Origin of the sequence: Dietzia alimentaria 72, assembly GCF_000226215.1 — a bacterium.
GTDB classification, from domain to species: domain Bacteria; phylum Actinomycetota; class Actinomycetes; order Mycobacteriales; family Mycobacteriaceae; genus Dietzia; species Dietzia alimentaria.
On the sequence record NZ_AGFF01000020.1, the window covers coordinates 36,792 to 62,074 of the forward strand.

Below are 25,283 nucleotides of genomic sequence, written 5' to 3' on the forward strand. Positions count from 1 at the left end.
GGCACCAACCTAGTAGGCACCTCTCAGCTCTCGGCGCGGCGGGCGGTCTTGCGGGCGCGCGCCACGTGCGGGCCCACCACGTTGCCCAGTTTGGTGCCGTTCGGCCACCCTGCGTAGTAGCAGAGGAACAGCACGATCTCTTCCAGTTCCTCCGGCGTCAGCTCACCGTTGCCCAGTGCGGCGCCCACCTGGATGTCGGCCACGTCCTGCCGAACAGATGGTCCGCCGTCTCCGCGAAGTAGTCACCCGGCCCGTCGGACATCTCGAAGCCGTAGGCCTCGGTCATCATCGCCAGCCCGTGTGCGCGCTCCCGGCTCATCCCGGTCTCTGCGGCGTCACTCATCGCATCTCCTCGTCGTCGTCGGTGTTACTCGTGTCGTGCGCGCCTGTACCCGCGCCGGCTCGCAGCGCGATCTCACCCGGCCCCACGCCGAAGCCGGCGCCCAGGTCGCGTAGCGCGAGGGTGCCGAGCGGCAGGTCCACGCCCATCCGGTCAACCAGTCCCAGAGCCAGCGACAAGTCTTTCTCGCCGAGACCGCGGACGTGGGTGAACACGCCGTGCCAGAAGTCGTTCTCGGGGATCGGTGCGGTGGTCTCGCGCAACATCACGGCTCCGGCGCCTCCGGTGATGGCGTCGGTGTGGCGGACCACCCGTCCCAGCTTGGCGATGTCGAGGCCCGCGGCCTCGGCAAGGCGTGAGGCCTCCGCGGTGGCGGCGAAGGAGATGAAGTGCAGCAGGTTGCGGGCCAGCTTCATCCGCGTGCCCGCGCCCACCTCGCCGGCGTGGACGGGCTGCGGCGGTCGCGCCCTCGGCCACGAACGGCTCGGTGGCGTCGGTGCGTACGTCGCACACCGCCAGCCCACCGGGCCAGGCCAGTAGCCGCCGGGCAATGGGTGCGCCCATGTTGCCCAGGCCGATGAAGCCGACGGGGCCGGGGGAGGTCGCTCTGACTTGTGAGGTCAGCGCACGGCTTCTTCGCGGAACTCGCCGGGGAAGTCGACGGACGGGCCGTTATCGGACTCGCCCCGGCGCAGTTCGACCCGCCGGATTTTGCCCGAGATGGTCTTGGGTAGGTCCGTGAACTGCAGGCGGCGGATGCGCTTGTACCCGGCCAGGTGGGTGCGCGAGTACTCGAAGATTTCCCGGGCTGTGTCCTCGGTCGGTGCCCAGCCGCCGGCCAGCACCACAAACGCCTTGGGGACCGACAGTCGCATCGGGTCGGGTGAGGGGACGACCGCCGCCTCGGCCACCGCCGGGTGCTCCAGCAGAACCGACTCCAGCTCGAACGGTGAGATCCGGTAGTCCGAGGACTTGAACACATCGTCGGTGCGGCCGATGTAGGTGATGTAGCCGTCCGAGTCCCGGGCGCCCACATCGCCTGTGTGATAGAAACCGTCCGCATACGCGGCGTCCGTCCGTTCTGGGTCTCCGTGGTAACCGACCATCAGGCCGAGGGGGCGGGGGTCCAGGCGGAGGCAGATCTCGCCCTCGGCGCCGTCGCCGAGCACCTCCTCCCCGGTGGCGGGGTCGACCAGCGCCACGTCGAAGCCGGGGCACGGCCGGCCCATCGACCCGTCTTTGATCGGCTGGCCGGGGGTATTGGCGATCTGCACGGTGGTCTCGGTCTGGCCGAACCCGTCGCGGATCGTCACGCCCCAGGCGCTACGGACCCGGTCGATCACCTCAGGGTTGAGGGGCTCGCCGGCGCCCACGGCCAGACGTGGAGGCGTTCGCAACTGTCCCAGGTCCGCCTGGATGAGCATGCGCCACACGGTGGGTGGGCAGCAGAGACTTGTCACGCCGCAACGGTCCATCTCGCGCATCATCGCGGTCGCGTCGAAGCGTGAGTAGTTGTAGATGAACACGCAGGAGCCGGCGATCCATGGTGTGAACACGTTGGACCAGGCGTGCTTGGCCCAGCCGGGGGAGGACACGTTGAGGTGGATGTCGCCCGGCTGCAGACCGATCCAGTACATGGTCGACAGGTGACCCGCGGGGTAAGAGGCGTGCGTGTGCTCGACGAGCTTGGGTTTGCTGGTGGTCCCGGAGGTGAAGTAGAGCAGCAGCGTGTCGTCGGCCCGCGTGGTGTGGCTCGGCGAGAAGTCGGGTGAGGCGTTCATTGCGCCGGCGATACCAGTCCAGTCGTCCGGTGCGCCGCCCACCGAGATGCGCTGATAGTCGCCGGGGATGGACGCGAAGCGGTCGGCCAGTTCGGAGCGGGCGATCACGTGCTTGATGCCGCCGCGGGAGATGCGGTCACGAAGATCGCCCTCGGCCAGCAGCGTGGTGGCCGGGATGACCACCGCGCCGAGCTTGATCACGGCGAGCATCACGTCCCAGAGCTCGACCTGGTTAGCCAGCATGAGCAGGATCCGGTCGCCGGGCCCGACCCCCGAGTCCCGCAGCCAGTTGGCTGTTCGGTCGGAGCGGACGCGCATCTCGTCGAACGAGTACTTGGCCTCGGTGGGGGGCCCGCCATCGGCGGCGTCGCTCTCCTCGACGATCCACAGTGCCGGGTCGTTGTTGCCCTCGGCCTGGACGTCAAACCAGTTGAGCGCCCAGTTCCATTCGTCCAGCTCGGGCCACGCGAAGTCGGCCCGGGCGACGTCGTAGTCATCCGCGTGGGCCTGCAGGAAGTCGCGGGCGGTACGGAACCGGGTGGTGGCCTCGGTGGAGAGCGGGGACATGGATGCTCCTGTCGACGGGTCCTGAAGTGAGTTGGCTCACAGTATGTGTGGTCAACCCGTCCGCGGTACACCCGAAAGGGGATAGGCGCCGGCCGGTCCGGCGGTCGTCCCTGGATTACTAGGAGATGCAAGTATAGGGTGATCGGTATCACGGGAGAGGGTGCGCGGCCATTCGGTGCACGCGGCCCCACTGACGAAGGGACATCCATGTCGGACCTCAGGCAGATCGAGCACTACATCAACGGAAAGCGGGTCGCTGCCACGGGCGGACGCACGCATGAGGTGCTCAATCCGAGCACCGGCAAGGCCCAGGCCGTGGTGCCGCTGGCGTCGACCGCCGAGGTCGACGACGTGATCGCCAAGGCCGCCGTCGCCCAGAAGGGGTGGGCGGCACTGAACCCGCAGAAGCGCGCCCGCGTGCTCATGCGGTTCGTCGACCTGGTCAACCAGAACATGGACGAGCTGGCCGAGTTGCTCGCGATCGAGCACGGGAAGACCACCCCGGATGCACGCGGCGACGTCCAGCGCGGCCTCGAGGTGATCGAGTTCTCGATCGGCGCTCCACACCTGCTCAAGGGTGAGTTCACCGAGAACGCCGGTACCGGAGTCGACGTCTACTCCATGCGCCAGCCCCTAGGTGTGGTCGCAGGCATCACGCCGTTCAACTTCCCCGCCATGATCCCGCTGTGGAAGGCCGGTCCGGCGCTCGCTTGTGGCAACGCGTTCGTGCTCAAGCCGTCCGAGCGGGACCCGTCCGTGCCGGTGCGCCTGGCCGAACTCTTCACCGAGGCCGGTCTGCCGGACGGTGTGTTCCAGGTCGTCCACGGCGACAAGGAGTCGGTCGATGCGATCCTGAACAACGACACCATCAAGGCCGTCGGCTTTGTCGGCTCGACGCCGATCGCGCAGTACATCTACGAGAACGCCGCCCGCACGGGCAAGCGCGCCCAGTGCTTCGGTGGCGCCAAGAACCACGCGATCATCATGCCGGACGCCGACCTGGACCAGGTCGCGGACGCCCTGCTCGGAGCTGGTTTCGGTTCGGCCGGCGAACGCTGCATGGCCATCTCGGTCGCTGTCCCCGTGGGCGAGGGCACCGCCGAGGCGCTGCTCGAGAAGCTGATCCCGAAGGTCAAGGCACTCAAGGTCGGCCACAGCCACGACCCGCAGTCGGATTACGGCCCGCTAGTGACCCCGGAGTCCAAGGCCCGAGTGCTCGACTACATCGACCAGGGCGAGAAAGCCGGCGCGGACATCCTCATCGATGGACGTGGCGTCGGCGCGTACACGGGCGAGTTCAACGGTGAGGACATCTCCGAGGGCTACTACGTCGGACCCACACTGATGGACAACGTCACCACTGACATGAGCGTCTACACGGACGAGATCTTCGGCCCGGTGCTGACCATCGTGCGTGCCGCCGATTTCGAGGACGCCCTGCGCCTGCCGAACGACCACGAGTACGGCAACGGCGTGGCGATCTTCACCCGCGACGGCGACGCGGCTCGCGAGTTCGTCTCCCGCGTCGAGGTGGGCATGGTCGGCATCAACGTCCCGATTCCGGTCCCGATCGCGTACCACACGTTCGGCGGCTGGAAGAAGTCCGGCTTCGGCGACCTGAACCAGCACGGCCCGGAGGGGATCAAGTTCTACTCCAAGGTCAAGACGGTCACCCAGCGCTGGCCCTCGGGCATCAAGGATGGCGCCGAGTTCGTCATCCCCACCATGGACTGACGCCGCTCACTGTAGGAGAGGAACAACCATGTTCACCCTTGATGACGACGACAAGGTCATCGTCGACACCGCCCGCGAGTTCTCGGACAAGCGGATCGGTCCGAAGGCGCAGGAGTGGGACGAGACCCACCACTTCCCGAAGGACGTCCTGCGCGAGGCCGCCGAGATGGGCATGGGAGCCATCTACGTTTCCGACGAGGTCGGAGGCAGCGGGATGCGTCGTCTGGACGGCGTGCGCATCTTCGAGCAGTTGGCCCGCGGCTGCCCGTCGGTTGCGGCATACCTGTCGATCCACAACATGTGCGTGTGGATGATCGACGAGTTCGGCACCGACGAGCAGCGGCAGGAGTGGATCCCGAAGCTCGCGTCGATGGAGCTCTTCGCCAGCTACTGCCTCACGGAGCCCGGGGCGGGGTCTGATGCGGCGGCACTGCGGACCAAGGCGGTGCGGGAGGGGGACGAGTACGTACTCACCGGCACCAAGCAGTTCATCTCCGGTGGCGGACAGTCGGACGTCTACGTGGTGATGGCACGGACCGGTGATTCGGGGGCCAAGGGCATCTCGACGTTCATCGTCCCGGCCGGATCCGAAGGTCTGAGCTTCGGGCCGGACGAGCGGAAGATGGGCTGGAACGCCCAGCCCACCGCGCAGGTGATCATGGAGGGTGTCCGCGTGCCGGCCGCCAATCTGATCGGTGGCGCGGACTCCGGCGGTGAGGGTCTCGGATTCACCATCGCCATGCGGGGACTCAACGGTGGCCGGATCAACATCGCGGCCTGTTCGTTGGGCGGGGCCCAGCAGGCCTACGCGCAGGCAGTGGCCCATCTGCGGGACCGTGAGGCGTTCGGCGGCGCGCTCATCGACGAGCCGACCATCCGGTTCACTTTGGCGGAGATGGCCACGGAGCTGGAGGCCAGCCGACTCATGCTGTGGCGCGCCGCCGCGGCGCTGGACGCCAAGGAGCCGGACCACGTCGAACTGTGCGCCATGGCCAAGCTGTTCGTGACCGACCGGTGCTTCGATATCGCCGACCGGGCGCTGCAGCTGTTCGGTGGTTACGGATATCTATCCGAGTACGGAATCGAGAAGATCGTGCGAGACCTCCGGGTGCACCGCATCCTGGAGGGGACGAATGAGATCATGCGCGTTGTCGTCGGCCGTGCCGTCGCCGCGCGCGGACTGGGAGCGTAGGACATGAGCAACGAATCCCTGACCGTGGCGTTCCTCGGTCTCGGCAATATGGGTGGTCCGATGGCTGCCAACCTGATCGCGGCCGGGCACGTGGTGCGCGGGTTCGATCCGGTCGAGGCAGCGCAGGAAGCCGCTCGGACCGCGGGTGTCACCGTGTGCGCGTCGCCCGCCGAGGCCGTTCGGGGATCGTCGGTCGTCATCACGATGTTGCCGAACGGTGCTCTCGTCACGTCGACCTACGAGGACGTGCTGGGGGAGGCAGCCAAGGGGACGCTGTTCATCGACTCCTCGACCATTTCGGTCGACGACGCCCGGGCGGTGCACGCCAAGGCCGTTGAGGCGGGGATGCGCCAGGTCGACGCGCCCGTCTCGGGCGGGGTCAAGGGCGCCACGGCCGGAACACTGGCCTTTATGGTCGGGGGCGAGCCGGAGGCTTTCGCGGCCGCCGAGCCGGTCCTGCAGCCCATGGCGGGCAAGGTGATCCACTGCGGCGACGCGGGCGCCGGTCAGACCGCCAAGGTGTGCAACAACATGGTCCTGGCGGTGCACCAGATCGTGATCGGCGAAGCCTTCGTCCTGGCCGAGAAACTCGGTCTGGAGCATCAGGCGCTGTACGACGTGATCACGGGAGCCACCGGTAACAGCTGGGCGCTGCACACCAATTGCCCGGTTCCGGGCCCGGTGCCCACGTCTCCGGCCAATAATGACTTCGCCCCGGGTTTCGCCACGGCTCTCATGAACAAGGATCTCGGGCTCGCATTGGCGGCCCTGGAGAGCACCGGCACGGTCGCACCCCTGGGTGCGGCGGCGGCCGCCCTGTACGACGAGTTCGCGCAGGAGAATGGCGCCAAGGATTTCAGCGCGATCATCACCAGCATCCGCGAGTCCTCGCAGAGCTGACCCTTCCAGTCTCGGGAGAATCATGTCCACCCTCCGCCCCAACGACGCGGATGCCGTGCTGGGGGCCCTTCGCAGGGTCCGGCAGGAATCCGGGCTGCCCATCGTGTTTGCCGGTGAAGCCGACGGAGAGACGGCGCAGCTCACCCGTTTCATAGGGGCGCGCACCAATGCGATGCGCGGGCTGGCGGTGGCTAAGGGCCGTGGCCTCGGTGGGCACGTGATGATGTCCGGGCGCCCCGCCACGGTGCGTGACTATGAGGACTGTTCCAACATCACCCGGGACTATGCCCAGGCGGTGGAGCGTGAGGGACTCCGGGCGATCATCTCGGTTCCGGTGATGGTCTCAGGGGTGGCGCGGACGGTCCTGTACGGATCCGCCCGCGTCGTGACCCAGCTCGGTGACCAGGTCACACGCACATTCACGTCGGTCGCCGCCGAGTTGTCCTCGGAGTTCCGGGTACGCGACGAGGTGGACCGGAGATTGCGGATGGCGGACCTGGCAGTCGCCGAGAGCAGTGTGGGTCTGGAGACCACGGACAGGGAGCAGCTCCGCGTCCTACACGGCGAACTGCGGGCCATCGCCGCCGAACTGGGCGACCCATCGCTACGGGAGCGACTGCTGGCGGCTGGCTCGCAGCTGGCGGGCGTCGGGCGGTCCCCGGGCGTCGGCGACCTTCCGGTGCCGGCCAAATCAGTGCTTTCTCCCCGGGAGATCGACGTCCTGGCGCAGGTCGCCCTCGGCTGCTCCAATGCCGAGGTGGGGGCGCGGTTGTCGCTCTCACCCGAGACGATCAAGGCCTACCTGCGCAATATCGGCACCAAACTCAACACGCATTCGCGGATGGAGTCCGTCGCACGCGCTCGTCTCCTCGGAGTCCTGCCTTAAGTCGACCAGCATCGAATATCGAGACGGGCGCCCCCGTGTTCCGCCCCAGTGGCGGGAGCGGGGGCGCCCGTCTCTTCTGTAGGTAGCCGTGACCCCGGTGTGGCACGGATCACCCCCCATCCACTTTCGGGTGTACCGGGTGTGGTGACGGTCACATACCTTTGCGACTGATCGACGTACCTGCGTCGAGAGCTGACGACCATGCCGGCGAGCACCTGCCCGGCGCCCCTCATAACACTGGAGTTGTCGTGACAACCACAAACCTCCCGGCCGGTGATTCGGCGCCGCAGTCGCCGAACCTCCCCCCGGTCCAGCAGAAGACCTCCCTCGCCAAGGTCGCCGCCGCGTCCTCGATCGGCACGACCATCGAGTGGTACGACTTCTTCATCTACGGCACGGCGGCCGCCCTGGTTTTCCCGACCCTGTTCTTCCCGGGGCAGGATCCGGCCACGGCGACGCTGTCGTCGTTCGCGACCTTCGCCGTGGCGTTCTTCGCCCGTCCGGTCGGCGCCGGTGTGTTCGGCCACTTCGGGGACCGGATCGGCCGGAAGCGCGCGCTGGTCTGGACGCTGATGATCATGGGCGTCGCCACGGTGTTCATCGGCCTCCTCCCAGGCTACGAGACCGGCGCGTTCGGGGCATTCGAGAACGGCATCGGCATCATGGCGCCGATCCTGCTCGTCGCGTGTCGCTTCTTCCAGGGCTTCGCCGTAGGTGGCGAGTGGGCGGGCGCGACACTGCTCACGGCCGAGTACGCGCCCGTAGGCAAGCGCGGGATGATGGGAATGTGGCCGCAGCTCGGCGTCGCCTTCGCGTTCTTCCTCTCCTCCGGAACCTTCCTGCTGTTCTCGCTGATCGCCGGTGACGGTGCCGACGCCAACAGTCCGTTCATGCAGTACGGCTGGCGCATCCCGTTCCTGCTCTCCGCCGTGCTCGTGCTGGTCGGACTGTGGATCCGTATCTCCATCGAGGAGACTCCCGTCTTCAAGCAGGACCAGGCCCGAGCGGAGACCGGGGTCGTGGTCAAGAAGACCCTGCCCTTTGCAGATGCGGTCCGGTATCAGTGGCGGGAGATCCTCATCGCCGGTGGCGCACTCACCTCGTTGTTCTCCCTGTTCTACATGGGCACCTCGTTCCTGACGAACTACGCCACCAAGAACCTCGACCACTCGCGTCCGTTCGTCCTCGGCATGGGCATGGTCGCCGCCCTGGTCTTCGGCGGAGCAATCGCCATCTCGGCCATGTACTCGGACCGGATCGGTCGCAAGAAGGTCATCGGCACCTCGGTCGCGCTGGCCATGGTCTGGGCCCTGTTCGTGTTCCCGATCCTGGATACCGGGTCGCCGATCGCCTTCGCGGTTGTCCTCCTGGTCACCCTGGTCATCTTCGGCATCGCCTACGGTCCGGCCGGCGCCCTGCTTCCTGAGCTGTTCCAGGCCCGGTACCGCTATACCGGTGCCGGCCTCGGCTACAACCTCGCCGGCATCCTCGGTGGCGCACTGCCGCCTCTCGCCGCCGCCGCGATGGTCGCCGCGGGCAACACCCTCGGGGTCGGAATCATGCTCTCGCTGCTGTCTGCCATGTCCATGTTGTGTGTGGTGGCCATGAGCGAGTCGAGCAAGAACGTGATGCACGCGGACGCGCAGATCACCGAGGACCGCGTCCTCGCCACCGAGGTGCCGTGACCCGTTCCTGCGGCCACCGCGGATCGAGGTCCTGACGGTATCCGCCCTCAGAGCAGCCGCGCCCGGCCCCACCCGAGAGGGGGCCGGGCGCGGTGTTGTGTTGGTTCACGCGGGCACCCACGACGCTGCCGCGACGCAGACATGCGCCGCTGGAGGGGTGCTCCGTCAAAAGTCGCCGGCGGACCGGCGCAGCGACGCGATGGCCTCGATGAGCGCCACTTGCTCGTCCTGCTCCATCCCCGGATCGGCGAACACGCCGGTGTTGAGCGCGGTGGTCGCCTCGGCCACCACCCGGCGGCCCTCGGCGGTGATCTCCACCAGGGTCGTGCGACCGTCTGTCGGGTGCGGCCGACGCTCCACCAGGCCGGCGTCGAGCAGGCGCTTCATGGCACTGGTCACGCTGGTGACGTGCACCTGGAGGCGCTCGGAGGCCTTGGTGATCGGCAACGCCCCGGAGCGCGAGAAGGCCAGCAGTCGCAACAGTTCGTAGCGGGGGAAGGACAGGTTCCACGGGCGCAGGGTCTGCTCGACGCGGGCCAGCAGAATCTGGTGGGCGCGCATCACGGAGGTCACCACCGTCATCCCCTGGGCGGCGTCGATCCAGCCTTCGCGCTCCCAGTTGACGCGCGCCTGGTCGATGCGGTCGGGGATCGGGGCGGTCCTGCGGGGCAAGGCTCACTCCTGGGTGGCGCGACGGGGAAGGGTCTCATGAGTCTATCCGCCCGGGCCCCGCTCACCCGGTAGACCTGCGGGATCGTCGGGCTCACCACATGAGGGGTGGCCGGGTGTTCGCGAGGCGGGACTACGTGGGTGCCGGCGATAGGCTCCGGATCATGAGCACCGCCGTCCACTCCCCGGGAACCGCGTACGACCCGTCACGAATCCGCCACCCGCATTTCCAGGGTCTAATCACCGACGCGGCCTCCGCGGTCTCGCGGATCGCTCACGGAGATACCGTTGCGATCAGTGGGTTCGCCAGCGCCGGTACCCCGAAGGCCTTCGCTCCCGCGCTCGCGGAGCGGATTCGCACGGTGCGAGCGCGCGGCGGTGACTTCAACGTCAACCTCCTCACCGGGGCATCGGTGGCCAACGAAACCGAGGCGGCGCTCGCCGAGGTGGACGGCATCGCACTGCGCATGCCGTACCAGAGCGAGCCCACGGCACGTCGCGCGATCAACACCGGCCGCATGGATTACGTCGACATCCACCTGTCGCACGTAGCCCAGCAGGTGTGGGAGGGCTACTACGGGAACGTGGACGTCGCCGTCGTCGAGGTGGCGGCCGTGACAGAGGACGGCAAACTGGTCCCGTCAATGTCGGTGGGCAACAACAAAACGTGGCTCGAGGTTGCGGACAAGGTGATCCTCGAGGTGAACTCGTGGGTCCCGATCGGCGTGGAGGGTATGCACGATGTCTACTACGGCACCGCGCTGCCCCCGGATCGTCGTCCGATCATGCTCACCCGTCCGGACGACCGGATCGGGCAGAGTCATCTGGAGGTGGACCCGGCCAAGGTGATCGCCGTGGTGCCGACCTGCGCGAAAGACTCCGAGAGCGCACTCACCGCCCCGGACATCGTCAGCCAGTCCATCGCCGGTCACGTGGTGGAGTTCTTCGAGCACGAGGTCTCGCGCGGCCGGATGCCCGCGGGCAGCCTGCTCCCGCTACAGGCGGGGATCGGCAATGTCGCCAACGCGGTGCTCGCAGGTCTCGAGGCGGGCCCCTTCTCTGACCTCACCTGCTACTCGGAGGTCATCCAGGATTCCATGCTCGGCCTCATCCGCGAGGGCAAGGTCGCGCACGCTTCCGCGACCGCGCTCGCCCTGTCGCGGGCGGGGCTCGAAGAGTTGGTCGACAACTTCGACCTGTACCGGGAACACATCACGCTGCGTCCGCAGGAGATCAGCAACCACCCCGAGATCGTGCGGCGGCTCGGCGTCATCGGGATGAACGGCATGCTCGAGGCCGACGTGTACGGCAACGTCAATTCCACCCATGTGGGAGGAACGCGGATCATGAACGGTATCGGTGGGTCGGGTGACTTCACCCGCAACGGGTACGTATCGATGTTCCTCAGCCCGTCCACCGCGAAGAACGGGACCGTGTCGGCGATCGTGCCGATGGTCCCGCACGTCGATCACACCGAGCACGACGTCCAGGTGATCGTCACCGAGCACGGACTTGCCGACCTGCGCGGCCTCAGCCCGCGCAAGAGGGCGCGTCTCGTCGTCGGTCACTGCGCCGACCCCGCCTACCGGCCCCTCCTGCACGACTACCTCGACCGCGCCGAGTCGCGTCCCGACGCGGGCAACACTCCGCATATCCTCGAAGACGCCTTCTCCTTCCACACTCGCCTCACCGCGACAGGGAGCATGCTGGGGTAGGCGCCCCCCTGATCGACAAGGAGTCCGAGGACTGATGACGAGCACACAGAGCCCCCTGCGGATCGGCAACGTCTCCGCGTCGCGGGCTGACCGTGCGACGGCGACAGCCGAGTTCCTCGCCGCCGCGACTCTGGACGTCCTCGCGCTCGACATGCTGTCCGACGAGGCGATGCTCGAGCTCGCTGCGCAGCGTGCGGCCGGCGGACCGGGCTACGAGGGCGCGGCGCTGGTCCAGATCAGCGAGTGCCTCGACACGCTCCGCGCAGGGGGAGTGCGGATCGTCACCAACGCGGGCGCCCTCGATCCCCGGGGACTCGCCGCAGAACTGCGTGAGGCTGCTCGGGCGGCCGGCATGGAACTCGACGTGGCCTGCGTCGACTCCGGTGACGTCACCGACCGGGCGGTCGAACTGGGGCTCGGGGAGGCTGACGTGGCGACCGTGCGTCATGGTGCGTTCGGAATCTCCAGGGCACTGGCGGCCGGCGCCGTCGTCGTCGTCACCGGGCGTGTCAGTCGCGAGGCGCTCGTCGTGGGCGCCGCTGCGGCCCACCACGGCTGGACGCCGTCCGCCCTGGACGCCCTGGCGGGATCTGTCGCGGTGGGGCACGTGCTCTCCGGTGGTCCCGGCGCGACCGGGGTCGTGGACTCCACCACCGACGTCACCCGCACGACTGATCCGGTCAGCGGCGGGTACCCGATCGCCGAGATCTCCGATGACGGATGCGCGGTCGTCACACGTCATCCGTCCGCCTTCGGATCGGTCACGGTCGGGACCGTTACCGATCAACTCCTCGATGGCGTCGCCGGGATCCGGTACGCGGCCCCGGACGTGGTCCTCCGGCTCGACTCTCTCCGCTTGGCGCAGGAGGGCACGGACCGGGTCCGCATCAGCGGCGCCCGCGGTGAGGCGGCACCCCCCGTCGTCGCGGTGGTCGCCATGACCCGGGGGATCCGCGACGGGCGGCGCCCCGCGCGCATCGCCCGACCCCTGGCCCAGGAAGACGCCGGGCACTCTGTCGTCCTGCCCGACGACACCCTCGTCCGGGTCCCGGTGCCCGTGGAGACCGCGCCCATCGGTCCGGGTGAGCTGCCCGCCACGTGGGCCCCGAGATCCGTTCCGGGTGGTGAGCCCGTCACCGCCGCGCTGGGGTCGGTGGCGGGCGTGCGCCGCGGGGTCGTCGGCCGCGGGGTCAACATCGCGGTGTGGACGTGGGACGACTCGGCGTTCGCCTGGCTGGCCGGGGAGTTCACCGTCGAGCGGTTCCGGGAACTGATCCCGGGCCTGGACGGCATGGACGTCCGGCGGTATCTGTTGCCCAATCTCCGGGCGGTCAACCTCGTCGCCCGGCCGCCGCGGGGCGAGGTCTTGCGTCCCGGACTGGGGGCCGACCTGGCCGCTGCTGACCTCGAGATCCCCGGCGAGTTGCTCGAATTCGGTCCCTAGCTCTGAGCCCGGTCAGTGCATCGCGCGGAGCTCGACCTTGCGGATCTTCCCGGTCGCGGTGCGGGGGATGGCGTCCACCACCACCACGTCACGTGGCCGGTGTGAATGCGAGAGCCGTTCGGCGCCGAACTCCATCACGGAGGCCCTGAGGTCATCCCCGGCCGGCGCTCCGTCGGCGGCCACCACCACCGCGATCACGAGCTCGCCCCACTTGGGATCGGGGCGCCCCACACACGCGACCTCGGCGACGTGGGGGTGGTCCAGCAGTACCTGCTCCACGTGGAGTGAGGAGACGTTCTCGCCGCCGGACTTCACGATGTCCTTGACCCGGTCCGTGAACCACACCACCCCTTCGGGATCGATCCGGCCCAGGTCCCCGGAGTGCAGGTGCCCGCCCACGAAAGCCCCGGAGTTGGCTTCGGGGTTGTTCCAGTAGCCCTCCATCACGGTCGGGCCGCGGTAGGCGATCTCGCCGTCGGTGTCTGGCGGCTGCAGCTCGTCCCCGCCGGGCTCGCAGATGCGGTTCTCCGCGACAGGGGTGGCGTAACCCCAGGAGTCGGGTTTGTCGGAGCCCAGTTCCGGCCATTGCATGACGGTCGCCGGGGTGCACTCGCTCATCCCGGAGCCCAGGACGATCTTCGCGTCGGGCATCGCGGTCTCGAGTCGACGGCGCACCTGCTCCGGCATCTGTGCCATCGCGTAGAGCGCGACCTCGACGGAGGACAGGTCGAGGCCCCGGTCTGCCCCCTCGGCCAGTGCCTCGAGCATCAGGGGCAGTGCGACCAGGTGAGTGGCGCGTACCCGCGCGACGGTGTCGACGTAGGTCACCGGATCGAACCCGGGTAGCAGGTGCACTGTGGCGCCCATGGTGATCCCGGGGACCAGAACGCCGTTAAGCGCGGCGGTGTGGAACAGGGGGAGGGGGAGCACTGTGATCGAGGCCTGCGCCCCCCACGCCAGGCCGAAGACCGCGCCATTGGAAAGGCCGGCCATCGTCACCGCGAGGTGGGAGGTGAGCACACCCTTGGGGCGGGACGTGGTGCCGGAGGAGTACAGGCACTGAACGACCTGGCGGTCGGCGATCACCGTGTCCGGGTTTGAATCCTCCCCGGCGAGCAGGTCGTCCCAGCCGAGCACGGCGGGACCGTCGGCGGGGGCCTCGAGACCGTCGGGGACGCCCCCGATGACGACGACAGTGCGGATCGCCGGAATGGCGGCGACCGCCCCCATCAGCAATTCCGCGAGGGAGCTATGGACCACGAGGATGCGGGTCCCGGAGTCGGTGAGGGCATGGGCGATGTTGTCCAGCCCGGCCAGGAGATTGATGGGCAGTGAGACCATTCCCGCCTTGGCCGTCCCGAAGTAGGTGGCGACGAACTCGCGACAGTTCGTCGACAGGATCGCGACCGGCTCCTCCTCCTCGATCCCGTGCGCGACCAGCCCGTGGGCGAACTGGTTGGAGACCGCCTCGAGTTCGGCGTAGGTCCACGATCCGGTGTCGTCGCTGACGGCGGTCCGACCCGAGAAGGTGGCAGCCGCGCGGGTGGGGATGTCGCCCACGGAGCAGCGGCGGGCCAGGGCGTGGTCGACGGGATCGATCCCGGTCAAATCTAGTCGCACGGTGTCTCCAGATGCGTCGGGCGTCCCACGCCGGGAGTGACGGGGATCACCGACATTAACACTTCCAGGGGCGGCCAAATAAAGCAAGCAGTCATGCTTGCTTTATTTGAGCCGGGGTGGGATTGTTCTCGTCATGACCAACTCCCAGCCCTCCGCGACGGAGGACCCACACGCGGCCCTCGTGGCGCTGAATGCCCGAGTGGACGAACTCGTCGAGACCGCGGGTGCCGATCGCTGGAACACCGAGACACCGGCCGAGGGCTGGGACGTCGCCATGCAGATCGCCCACCTGGCCTGGACAGACGAGGTGTCCCTCACGGCCATCCGCGACGCCGGGGCATTCCAGGCTGTCGTCGAGAAGGCCATGGAGGACCCCACCGGCTTCGTGGACGTGGGGGCCACCGAGATCGTCGCCACCGGTCGCGAGGAAGTGCTGGCCCGCTGGCGCCTGGCCCGCGGCGAACTCGGCGATGAACTGAAAAAGGCCGATCCGGGGGAGAAGATCCCGTGGTTCGGTCCTCCCATGCGGCCAGGGTCCATGATCACCGCCCGGATCATGGAGACCTGGGCGCACGGGGTGGACGTCGCGGATGCACTCGGCGTGCCAGTCGACGCCGACCCGGCCTTCGTCGGAGCCCTCCCGCACATCGCCCGCCTGGGGTGGAAGACCCGCGCGTTCGCCTACATGATGAACGGGCTCGAGGCCCCCATGTCCGAGGTCCGGGTCGCGCTCACGCACCCGGACGGCACCTTGATCGAGTTCGGGCCGGCCGACGCAGACCAGCGCGTCACGGGCCCGGCCCTCGACTTCTGCCTGCTGGTCACCCAGCGCGTGCACCTCGACGACACCGCCCTCGACGCGGTCGGCGACGACGCGCTCGGCTGGCTACGCATCGCCCAGGCCTTCGCCGGACTCCCCGGTGGCGGCCGTGAGAAGGGAGCACGAGCATGACCGTGAACAGCACCCCACTGCGGGTCGGAAATATGTCCGGATTCTACGGTGACCGGATCTCCGCCATGCGCGAGATGCTCGAGGGAGGCGAGTTGGACGTCCTCACCGGGGACTACCTGGCAGAGCTCACCATGCTGATCCTCGGCCGCGACCGGATGAAGAGTCCCGAGCTCGGGTACGCCAAGACGTTCCTCCGTCAGCTCGAGGACTGCCTTGCCCTGGCGCTGGAGAAGAAGGTCAAGATCGTCGCCAACGCCGGTGGTCTCAACCCTGCCGGACTGGCCGACGCGATCCGTGAGCTCGGCGCGCGGCACGGGCTGGAGCCGAAGGTCGCGCACGTCGAGGGAGACGACCTGATCGACAGGGTCGGCGAACTCGATATCCCGGCTAATGCGGGACTGCCTGTGACCGCCAACGCCTATCTCGGGGCGTTCGGCATCGCCCGCTGCCTGGACGCGGGCGCTGACGTCGTCGTCACCGGCCGGGTCACCGATGCCTCGGTGATCGTCGGGCCCGCCATCAGTCACTTCGGCTGGGGGCGTGGCGACCTCGACGCACTGGCCGGCGCCACCGCTGCCGGGCACATCATCGAATGTGGGACACAGGCCACCGGCGGCAACTACGCATTCTTCAACCGTGGAGAGATCCCCGACCCCGTCACCCCGGGCTTTCCGATCGCGGAGATATTTTCCGACGGCACCTCGGTCATCACCAAACACCCCGGGACCGGCGGCGCCGTCACGGTCGGCACCGTCACCTCTCAGTTGCTCTACGAAGTCACCGGCGCCCGCTATGGCGGACCCGATGTCGTCACGCGCCTCGACACCGCCCGCGTCGAGCAGGAGGGGCCGGACCGGGTCCGGGTCCACGGCGTCCGCGGCGAGACCGCACCGCCCACCACCAAGGTGTCCGTCACGTGCCTCGGTGGCTATCGAAACGAGATCACCTTCCTGCTCACGGGCCTGGACATCGAGGACAAGGCCGCGTTGGTCGAGCGCCAGTTCCGCGCCGGCCTGGAACGCGAACCAGCCGAGCTTCAGTTCCGTCTCCAGCGGACCGACCACCCGGACGCTGACACCCAGGCCGCCGCCACCGCGATGCTCACCATCGTCGGCTGGGACACGGACGCCGACGTCGTGGGCCGCGCGTTCTCGGATGCAGCAGTGGCCATGACCCTCTCCAGTTACCCGGGCGCCACCCCCAGCGGCCCGCCCGGACGCGGCGCTCCCTACGGCGTCTACATTCCCGCCTACCTCGCACAGGAGACCGTGCCGCACGTCGCCGTGCTGCCTGACGGCACCCGGGTGGACATCGACCCCCCGGCCACGATGGCGGAGATGGGCGACGGGCACGCCTCCGACGGTCTCGACGCAAACGGCGAAGCGTTGCCGGAGTTCACCCCGGTGGACGGACCCGCCACCCGTCGCCCCCTGGGCGACGTGCTCGGCGCCCGCTCGGGGGATAAAGGCGGGACCGCCAATATCGGCCTGTGGGCCGGAGACGCGGAGGCCTACTCCTGGATGCGCGGCACCCTCACCGTGGACGAACTGCGCCGCCTGCTCCCCGAGACGGCCGCACTCCCTATCGAGCGCTACGAACTCCCGAAACTGGGCGCGGTGAACTTCGTCATCGACGGCCTGCTCGGTAAGGGTGTGGCTCACGGTTACCGCTGGGACCCACAGGCCAAGGGGCTCGCCGAGTGGCTTCGTTCCCGCGTCGTCGATGTACCCGATCACCTCTCAGCCCCCGTCACCGCACCGGCGACGTCCCCCGAGGAGAACCAGTGACGATTCCGCCCCATGTACCGGGTGACCCCTGGTACTCCGACGAGCGTCTCGCGCTGCGTGAGACCGCCGCCCGCTTTGCCGAGCGCGAAATCCTGCCCCACCTGGACGAGTGGGAGGCCGCAGGCGCGATCCCGCGTGAACTGCACCGCAAGGCAGGCGAGCTGGGTCTGCTCGGGGTTCCGTTTCCCGAAGAGGTCGGTGGGGGTGGCGGCAACGCGATCGACTCACTGGTGGTGTGCGAGGCACTGCACGAGGCCGGGGTGTCGGGCGGTGTCTTCGCGTCGCTGTTCACCTGCGGAATCGCGACCCCCCACCTGGCCCAGTCGGGCACCCCGGAGCAGATCGACCGCTGGGTCAGGCCCACCCTCGCCGGCGAGATGATCGGCTCGCTGGCCATCACCGAGCCCGGTGGGGGATCGGATGTCGGGCACCTGACCACCTCGGCCCGACGCGACGGGGACCACTTCGTGGTCAACGGCGCCAAAACGTACATCACCTCCGCGACCCGCGCCGACTTCGTCGTCACCGCGGTGCGCACCGGGGGAGACGACCTGAAGGGCGCCGCAGGGGTCAGCCTCCTGGTGATCCCGACCGACACACCCGGTTTCCACGTCTCGGCCCCGCTCGACAAACTCGGCTGGCGCGCATCGGACACCGCCGAGCTCACGTTCACAGACTGTCGCGTGCCGGTGGAGAACCTCGTCGGCGCGGAGAACGACGGATTCGCCCAGATCGCGATCGGCTTCGTCAGCGAGCGTGCGGCGCTGGCGTGCCAGGGGTACTCCCATGCTCAGCGCTGCCTCGACATCACACTCGACTGGGTGCGTGAGCGTGAGACCTTCGGCCGACCACTGCTGTCGCGGCAGGCGGTGCAGAACACGGTCACCGAGATGGCCCGCCGCATCGAGCTCGCCCGCACCTACACGCATCACTGTGTGAACCTGGCGGTGTCGGGACACGACGCGATCGCCGAAGTCTGTTTTGCCAAAAACACCGCCGTCGAATGCGCTGAATGGGTTGCCAATCAGGCCGTTCAACTCTTCGGCGGACTCGGCTTCATGGCCGAGTCGGAAGTAAGCCGTCAGTACCGAGATGTCCGACTCCTCGGCATCGGCGGAGGCACCACCGAGATCCTGACCACCCTCGCCGGACGACGTTTGGGGTACACCGCATGACCATCCTGCGTTCCACACTGGACACCACCGGCGCCGATTTCGGCGCCGCTAGAGAGGCCATGGAGGGCAAGCTCGACCAGCTCGCCGCGGACCTCGAACCCGCGCTGGCCGGCGGCGGCGAGCGGAAGGTCGCCCGCCACCGCGAGCGCGGTAAGGGCACGGCCCGCGAACGAATCGACATGATCCTCGACCGCGAGTCCCCGTTCCTCGAGCTGTGCGCACTCGCCGCATGGGGGTCGGACTTCCAGACCGGCGCCTCCGTGGTGGCCGGGATAGGCGTGGTCGAGGGGGTCGAATGCCTGCTCATCGCCAACGACCCCACGGTCAAGGGCGGCACCTCCAACCCGTGGACCCTGCGCAAGATCCTCCGCCTCAATGACGTCGCCATGAAGAACCGGCTTCCGGTGATCAGCCTCGTGGAATCGGGCGGCGCGGACCTGCCCACGCAGAAAGAGGTCTTCGTCCCCGGTGGTGCGCTCTTCCGCGACCTGACCCGCCTGTCCAAGGCTGGGATCCCGACCATCGCGGTGGTCTACGGCAACTCGACCGCCGGCGGCGCCTACGTCCCGGGCATGAGCGACCACGTGGTGATGATCGAGGAGCGCTCCAAGGTATTCCTCGCCGGCCCGCCGCTGGTCAAGGCCGCCACCGGCGAGATCGCCGACGAGGAGACCCTCGGCGGCGCCGACATGCACGCACGGGTCTCCGGTCTCGCGGACCATCTCGCCGTCGATGAGGCCGATGCCGCACGCGTCACGCGAGGCATCGTGCGCCGACTCAACTGGTCCAAGAAGGGGCGCGCGCCCCGCGCCGAGGTCCCCGAACCGCTCTACGACGACGAGGACCTGCTCGGCATCGTCCCGGAGGACCTCAAGATCCCCTTCGACCCGCGCGAGATCATCGCCCGGATCGTCGACGGCTCGGATTTCGACGAGTTCAAGCCCCTCTACGGTGGGAGTCTGGTCACCGGCTGGGCCGAGATCCACGGCTATCCCGTGGGGATCATCGCCAACGCCCGCGGCGTGCTCTTCAGCGAGGAGGCACAAAAGGCCACCCAGTTCATCGAACTGGCCAACCGCTACGACACCCCACTGCTGTTCATGCACAACACCACCGGTTACATGGTCGGCTCCGAGTACGAGCGCGGCGGCATCATCAAGCACGGCGCGATGATGATCAACGCCGTCTCCAACTCCGAGGTCCCACACCTGTCACTCATCACCGCAGCCTCCTACGGCGCTGGTCATTACGGGATGTGTGGTCGCGCGTTCGACCCGCGGTTCCTCTACACCTGGCCCAGTGCCAAGTCCGCCGTCATGGGCGCGCAGCAGCTCGCGGACGTGGTGACCTCCGTCGCCTCCGCGGCCTCCGCAGCCCGCGGCCAGGAGATGGACCAGGAGACGATCGACGGCCTCAAGACCGCGATCGCCGACCAGATAGAGAAGGAGTCGCTGCCGGCGTTCCTGTCGGGAATGCTCTACGACGACGGAGTCATCGATCCCCGCGACACCCGGACTGTGCTGGGCCTCAGCCTGTCCGCGATCCACTCCGGAGAAGTCGCCGGAACCGACCGCTTCGGCGTCTTCCGGATGTGAGGAACGAAACCATGAACGCACCACTGACTTCAATCCTGGTGGCCAACCGTGGCGAGATCGCCCGGCGTGTCCACCACACCGCCCGCTCGCTCGGGATGACCACGGTCGCCGTCTTCTCGGACGCCGACGCAAGCGCACCGCACGTCCGCGAGGCCGATGCCGCCGTGCGTCTTCCCGGCAACACGCCGGCGGAGACCTACCTGCGTGGTGACCTCGTGATCGAGGCCGCCCGCGCCGCCGGCGCCGACGCCATTCACCCCGGATACGGGTTCCTGTCCGAGAACGCCGGGTTCGCCCGCGACGTGATCGCCGCGGGCCTGACGTGGATCGGCCCACCGGTGTCCGCGATCGAGGCCATGGGCTCGAAGATCGAGGCCAAGAAGATGATGGCCGCGGCGGGCGTGCCGATGCTCACCGACCTCGAGCCCGCCGACGTCACCGAGGACATCCTCCCGGTACTGGTCAAGGCCTCCGCCGGGGGCGGCGGTCGCGGCATGCGGGTGGTCCGGACGGTGGACTCGCTGCAGGACGAGATCGCAGCGGCGAAGCGGGAGGCCAAGTCGGCCTTCGGCGACGACGCGGTCTTCTGCGAGCGCTACCTCGAGCGGGGCCGGCACATCGAGGTCCAGATCATGGCGGACTCGTACGGCACCGTGTGGGCGGTGGGGGAGCGCGAATGCTCCATCCAGCGTCGTCATCAGAAGGTTATCGAGGAGGCGCCCAGCCCCCTCGTCGAGCGGACCCCGGGGATGCGGGAGGCGCTCTACACAGCGGCCCGCGACGCCGCCGCCGCCATCGGGTACACCGGCGCCGGCACCGTCGAATTCCTGGCGACCGACGACGGCGAGTTCTTTTTCCTCGAGATGAACACCCGCCTCCAGGTGGAGCACCCGGTGACCGAGGCCACGACCGGCCTCGACCTGGTCGCCCTGCAGTTCGATGTGGCCGCGGGTCTTCCGCTCCCGTCGGCGGAGCCGCCCGCCGCCCACGGCTGGTCGGTGGAGGCACGCCTCTACGCCGAGGATCCCGCACACGACTACACGCCGGGCTCGGGCACCCTCTGGGCGCTCGACATCCCCGGCATCTCATCCCGCTTCGAGGGCCCGCACGGCCCGGGGATCCGGTTGGACAGCGGCGTCGAACCGGGGCCGGACGGCGCGCTCATCGGCGTGCACTACGACCCGATGCTCGCCAAGGTCATCTCGTACGGACGCACGCGCCCGGAAGCCTGCGCCTCCCTCGCCGGTGCACTGACGCGCGCACGGGTCCACGGTCTGGTCACCAACCGCGCCCAACTCGTCCGCGTACTGCGCCATCCGGAGTTCATCGCCGGGAACCTGTCCACCGCGTTCCTCGACGATCACGGCGCCGGAACGCTCGCCGCCCCATTGGCAGACGACGAGGCGGTGAGGATCTCGGCGTTCGCCGCCGCCGTGGTCTCCGGGGCCGCCGGGCACGCCGCGGGGCCGGTGGCACTCGCTCCGGCAGGGTTCCGCAACGTCGGGCGCACGCTGCAGCGGCGCATGTTCCGCCACGGCGAGGACGAGGTCGAGATGGCCTACACCCGTGAGCGCTCCGGGCCCAGGGCCGAAGGCGACCTCTCCGAGGCGGTCACCGTCGTGGATGTGGGCACCGACTCGGCCGTCTTCGAGGTCAGGGGGGTTCGCCGCGTCTTCACCGTCGCACGCTACGAGACCCCGGGTGCGGACACCGCAGTGGAGGTCGACTCGCCGCTGGGCCCCGTCTCACTGGTCGAACCACCGCGCTACACCGACCCCTCCGCCGAGGTCGCCGCGGGATCACTGCTCGCGCCCATGCCGGGCTCGGTGATCCGCGTCGCGGTCTCCGTCGGCGACACCGTCACCGCCGGCCAGCCGCTGCTGTGGATGGAGGCAATGAAGATGGAACACACCATCGCGGCCGCCGTCGACGGAGTCGTCACCGAACTCCCGGTGGAGGTCGGTGACCAGGTCGAATCGGGGACGATTCTCGCCGTCGTCTCCGACACCGACACCGACACCGCCACCGACACCCAGACCGAACAGGAGTGATCACGATGACCGACATCTCACAGATCCCCAACCCAGTTATCGACACCGACGAGCAGAAGCAGCTCCGCAAGGTCGCCTACGACCTGGGCGCGCGCTACGGCATGGAGTACATGCGCTCCAAGTCCGACTCCGGTGAAACCACCGACGAGCTGTGGAGCGAGGCAGGAAAACTCGGGCTGCTCGGGGTCAACCTCCCGGAGGAGTACGGCGGCGGCGGCGCTGGCATGACCGAGCTCGCCATCGTGGAGGAGGAGCTCTCGGCTGCGGGCACCGGGCTGCTCATGATGGTGGTCTCGCCCGCCATCAACGGCACGATCATCTCGCGCTTCGGCACCGAGGAGCAGAAGAAGCAGTGGCTGCCCGGCATCGCGTCGGGGGAGACCATCACCTCCTTCGCGATCACCGAGCCGGACGCCGGTTCCAACTCCCACGCCATCACCACCACCGCGCGCCGCGACGGGTCCGACTACCTGCTCAGCGGGCAGAAGACCTACATCTCCGGCGTGGACCAGGCGCATGCGGTTCTCGTGGTGGCCCGCCTCGAGGGAGCCACGCCCGGAAAGCTGCAGCCTGCGCTGTTCATGGTGCCCACCGACGCCCCCGGTTTCGAGAAGACGCACATCCCCACCGAGGTGCGTACCCCCGAGCGGCAGTTCCAGCTCTTCTTTGACGACGTGCGACTACCCGCCGAGGCGCTCATCGGCGACGGGGACACCGCCCTGCTCATGCTCTTCGCCGGCCTCAACCCCGAGCGCATCATGGCGTCTGGAATGGCGACCGGCATGGCTCGCTATGCCATGGACATAGCCACCAAGTATGCCAACGAGCGCACGGTGTGGAAGACCCCGATCGGTGCGCATCAGGGCGTGGCCCACCCGCTCGCGCAGTGCAAGATCGAGCTCGAGTTGGCGCGTCTGATGATGCGCAAGGCCGCGGCCCTGGTCGACGCCGGCCTCGACGATCTGGCCGGAGAGGCAGCGAACATGGCCAAGTATGCGTCCGGCGAGGTGTCAGCACGGACCGTTGACCAGGCGATCCAAACCCTCGGTGGAAACGGGTTGTCGGTGGAGTACGGGCTCGCGGGGATGCTCGCCGCCTCGCGTCTGCCGCGCATCGCCCCGGTGAGCCGGGAGATGATCCTCAACTACGTGGCCCAGCATTCGCTGGGTCTGCCCAGGAGCTACTGAGGTGGCCGCGGTGAGCGATCAGACCCTGGTGCGCTACGAGGTCCGCGGGGGCGCTGCGCGCGTCACGCTGGACTCGCAGCACAACCGCAACGCAATCTCGACCGCTCTCGTCGAGCAACTCCACGCTGCGCTCGGCCGCGCTGCGCTGGACGACTCCGCCCGCGTCGTCGTTCTCGGGCACGCCGGCGGGACGTTCTGCGCAGGTGCGGATCTCTCGGAGGCCTCGGCCGACCACAGCAGTCCGGAGGAGCAGGCCGCCGGACGTACACGGGTCTTCGTGGGGTTGCTGCGCGAGATCCTCGCCCACCCCAAGCCTGTGATCGCGGCGGTCGATGGCCACGTCCGCGCCGGCGGGATGGGGCTCGTGGCCGCGTGCGACTTCGCGCTCGCGGGCCCGAGTTCGTCGTTCGCGCTGACCGAGGTCCGCCTCGGTCTCGCAGCGGCGATGATCTCGGTGCCTCTGGCCGCCCGTGTGAACTCGCGGGACCTGGCGCTGGCCCTGCTGACGGGGGAGAAGTTCGACGCGGCACACGCGCGCCGGATCGGACTGCTGTCCGAGGCGGTCGAGGACCTTGACACAGCTGTGGACGAGCTCGTGGCCGCTTTCCGGCCCTGCTCGCCCCAGGGGCTCAGAGAGAACAAGGCGCTCCTCGCAGCACCGTTGCTGGCCGAGCTGGACGCACGCGGGGAAGAACTCGCCGGAGTAACGGCACGCCTGTTCACCACCGCGGACGTCGCCGAGGGGATGAGCGCATTTCTCGAACGTAGACAGCCCTCCTGGGCGACCGACGCAGAGTAGCGTGGCATGTGATGCTGGTCACTCGACCAGGATCGCCGCACACCCTTCGTTGAGGAGTTCACGCATGCGCACCAAGGCAGCCATCATCAGGGAGCCCAAGCAGGACGGCTGGGAGGTCGTCGATGTGGATCTGGGCGACCCCAGGGTCGGTGAGGTCCAGATCAAGCTGGCCGCGTCCGGTCTCTGCCACTCGGACGAGCACCTGCTGACCGGAGACCTGCAGTTCGAGACGTACCCCATCGTCGGCGGTCACGAGGGTGCCGGCGTGGTCACCAAGGTGGGCGAGGGCGTCACCGGCATCGAAGAGGGCGATCACGTCGTCCTGGCGTTCATCCCCGCCTGTGGGGTCTGCCCGCCCTGCGCCGAGGGACTCCAGAACCTGTGTGACAACGGGGCGGGCCTCCTCACCGGCCGCGCGATCAGCGACGACACCTACCGTATGCACACCGCCGCGGGTGAGCCTGTTGCCGCGATGTGCGTACTCGGCACGTTCTCTCCCTATGTGACCGTTCACCAGTCCTCGGTCATCAAGATCGAAAAGGACATCCCGCTGGACAAGGCGGCGCTGCTGGGTTGCGGAGTCGCCACGGGCTGGGGCTCGGCCACTGAAATCGGTCGTGCCAAGGAGGGCGACGTCGTCGTCGTCGTAGGCGTGGGCGGTATCGGCATCAACTCGGTCCAGGGCGCAGCCGCAGCCGGCGCGCGAGCGGTCATCGCCGTCGACCCGGTCGAGTTCAAGCGCGAGAAGGCCGAGGAGTTCGGCGCGACCCACACCTGCAGCTCCATGGATGAAGCAATGGCACTGGTGGGGGAGATCAGCTGGGGACGGATGGCTGATCTGGTGATCCTCACCATGGGCGTCGTCAACGGCAGCGATCTGCTCCCGGGTCTCCTCCTCACCGGTAAGGGTCGACGGTGTGTGGTGGTGGGACTGGGCGACATGATGGCGGTCGACGCGCAGATCTCCATCCTCGACCTGGCGATGCAGCAGAAGACACTCCAGGGTGCCATCTTCGGTGGCACCGGACCGCGTAAGCAGATCCCGCATCTTCTGCACCAGTACCGCGCCGGCAATCTCAAGCTCGACGAACTGGTCACCAAGACCTACCGACTAGAGGACATCAACCAGGGATACCAGGACATGCGTGATGGCAAAAACATCCGCGGCGTGATCATCTATGACGAGCAGGACTGGTAGCAGGAG

Annotated in this window: 18 protein-coding genes and 2 pseudogenes; 15 read left to right on the forward strand and 5 right to left on the reverse strand. The window is 68.3% G+C overall.

Annotation, left to right across the window (positions count from 1 at the left end):
- Positions 1 to 23: 23 nt before the first annotated feature.
- From ON04_RS15735 to ON04_RS08330, 3 genes and pseudogenes are all read right to left on the reverse strand, one after another.
- Positions 24 to 343, reverse strand: a pseudogene (locus ON04_RS15735) (carboxymuconolactone decarboxylase family protein).
- Positions 340 to 904, reverse strand: a pseudogene (locus tag ON04_RS16200) (NAD-binding protein). The pseudogenes ON04_RS15735 and ON04_RS16200 overlap by 4 nt, the downstream one beginning before the upstream one ends.
- A gap of 56 nt (positions 905 to 960) precedes the next feature.
- On the reverse strand, positions 961 to 2,688 hold the full coding sequence (locus ON04_RS08330; protein ID WP_010541145.1) for an AMP-binding protein: 1,728 nt from the start codon (positions 2,686 to 2,688) through the stop codon (positions 961 to 963).
- Between the two features lie 207 nt (positions 2,689 to 2,895).
- On the opposite strand from ON04_RS08330, the gene ON04_RS08335 reads away from it, so the two are divergent.
- The 5 genes from ON04_RS08335 to ON04_RS08355 all read left to right on the forward strand — a co-directional run bounded on the left by ON04_RS08335 (position 2,896) and on the right by ON04_RS08355 (position 9,085).
- Positions 2,896 to 4,422, forward strand: a complete 1,527-nt coding sequence (locus ON04_RS08335; protein WP_010541146.1) for a CoA-acylating methylmalonate-semialdehyde dehydrogenase — start codon at positions 2,896 to 2,898, stop codon at positions 4,420 to 4,422.
- Between the two features lie 28 nt (positions 4,423 to 4,450).
- Positions 4,451 to 5,614, forward strand: coding sequence for an acyl-CoA dehydrogenase family protein (locus tag ON04_RS08340; protein ID WP_010541147.1), 1,164 nt, complete (start codon positions 4,451 to 4,453; stop codon positions 5,612 to 5,614).
- Between the two features lie 3 nt (positions 5,615 to 5,617).
- Positions 5,618 to 6,514 carry a 3-hydroxyisobutyrate dehydrogenase gene (mmsB, locus tag ON04_RS08345; protein WP_010541148.1) on the forward strand — a complete coding sequence of 299 codons (897 nt, stop codon included), beginning with the start codon at positions 5,618 to 5,620 and terminating at the stop codon, positions 6,512 to 6,514.
- Between the two features lie 22 nt (positions 6,515 to 6,536).
- Positions 6,537 to 7,400, forward strand: a complete 864-nt coding sequence (locus ON04_RS08350; RefSeq protein ID WP_010541149.1) for a LuxR C-terminal-related transcriptional regulator — start codon at positions 6,537 to 6,539, stop codon at positions 7,398 to 7,400.
- 248 nt (positions 7,401 to 7,648) lie between these two features.
- Positions 7,649 to 9,085: an MFS transporter gene (locus ON04_RS08355; protein ID WP_010541150.1), complete on the forward strand. Its 1,437-nt coding sequence runs from the start codon at positions 7,649 to 7,651 to the stop codon at positions 9,083 to 9,085.
- Positions 9,086 to 9,250: 165 nt separating this feature from the next.
- Here ON04_RS08355 and ON04_RS08360 read toward each other — a convergent pair whose 3' ends face one another.
- Entirely contained in the window at positions 9,251 to 9,757 is a 507-nt protein-coding gene (locus tag ON04_RS08360) for a MarR family winged helix-turn-helix transcriptional regulator (protein ID WP_010541151.1), read from the reverse strand.
- Between the two features lie 161 nt (positions 9,758 to 9,918).
- Between ON04_RS08360 and ON04_RS08365 the strand changes: the two genes are divergently transcribed.
- Positions 9,919 to 11,469 carry a succinate CoA transferase gene (locus ON04_RS08365; protein WP_029458070.1) on the forward strand — a complete coding sequence of 517 codons (1,551 nt, stop codon included), beginning with the start codon at positions 9,919 to 9,921 and terminating at the stop codon, positions 11,467 to 11,469.
- 34 nt (positions 11,470 to 11,503) lie between these two features.
- Positions 11,504 to 12,913, forward strand: coding sequence for an acyclic terpene utilization AtuA family protein (locus ON04_RS08370; protein ID WP_010541153.1), 1,410 nt, complete (start codon positions 11,504 to 11,506; stop codon positions 12,911 to 12,913).
- Positions 12,914 to 12,925: 12 nt separating this feature from the next.
- Here ON04_RS08370 and ON04_RS08375 read toward each other — a convergent pair whose 3' ends face one another.
- Positions 12,926 to 14,533 (reverse strand): class I adenylate-forming enzyme family protein, encoded by a 1,608-nt coding sequence (locus ON04_RS08375; protein WP_010541154.1) that lies wholly within the window; start codon positions 14,531 to 14,533, stop codon positions 12,926 to 12,928.
- A 133-nt stretch (positions 14,534 to 14,666) separates the two neighbouring features.
- On the opposite strand from ON04_RS08375, the gene ON04_RS08380 reads away from it, so the two are divergent.
- The 8 genes from ON04_RS08380 (at position 14,667) to ON04_RS08415 (ending at position 25,277) form a co-directional block, all read left to right on the forward strand.
- The gene (locus tag ON04_RS08380; RefSeq protein WP_010541155.1) at positions 14,667 to 15,485 is read left to right on the forward strand and encodes a TIGR03084 family metal-binding protein; all 819 of its coding nucleotides are present in this window, start codon (positions 14,667 to 14,669) and stop codon (positions 15,483 to 15,485) included.
- Positions 15,482 to 17,272: an acyclic terpene utilization AtuA family protein gene (locus tag ON04_RS08385; RefSeq protein WP_010541156.1), complete on the forward strand. Its 1,791-nt coding sequence runs from the start codon at positions 15,482 to 15,484 to the stop codon at positions 17,270 to 17,272. The genes ON04_RS08380 and ON04_RS08385 overlap by 4 nt, the downstream gene beginning before the upstream one ends.
- A complete protein-coding gene (locus tag ON04_RS08390) occupies positions 17,269 to 18,447 on the forward strand; it encodes an acyl-CoA dehydrogenase family protein (RefSeq protein ID WP_010541157.1) in 1,179 nt (392 codons plus the stop codon). Before ON04_RS08385 ends, ON04_RS08390 begins: the two co-directional genes overlap by 4 nt.
- Positions 18,444 to 20,042: an acyl-CoA carboxylase subunit beta gene (locus ON04_RS08395; RefSeq protein WP_010541158.1), complete on the forward strand. Its 1,599-nt coding sequence runs from the start codon at positions 18,444 to 18,446 to the stop codon at positions 20,040 to 20,042. The genes ON04_RS08390 and ON04_RS08395 overlap by 4 nt, the downstream gene beginning before the upstream one ends.
- Before the next feature lie 11 nt (positions 20,043 to 20,053).
- Complete coding sequence (locus tag ON04_RS08400; protein WP_010541159.1) at positions 20,054 to 22,093, forward strand: ATP-binding protein; 2,040 nt, start codon at positions 20,054 to 20,056, stop codon at positions 22,091 to 22,093.
- Between the two features lie 5 nt (positions 22,094 to 22,098).
- Positions 22,099 to 23,280 (forward strand): acyl-CoA dehydrogenase family protein, encoded by a 1,182-nt coding sequence (locus ON04_RS08405; protein WP_010541160.1) that lies wholly within the window; start codon positions 22,099 to 22,101, stop codon positions 23,278 to 23,280.
- Position 23,281: 1 nt separating this feature from the next.
- Complete coding sequence (locus tag ON04_RS08410; RefSeq protein ID WP_010541161.1) at positions 23,282 to 24,079, forward strand: enoyl-CoA hydratase family protein; 798 nt, start codon at positions 23,282 to 23,284, stop codon at positions 24,077 to 24,079.
- Between the two features lie 64 nt (positions 24,080 to 24,143).
- Positions 24,144 to 25,277, forward strand: coding sequence for an NDMA-dependent alcohol dehydrogenase (locus ON04_RS08415; protein WP_010541162.1), 1,134 nt, complete (start codon positions 24,144 to 24,146; stop codon positions 25,275 to 25,277).
- Positions 25,278 to 25,283: the final 6 nt, after the last annotated feature.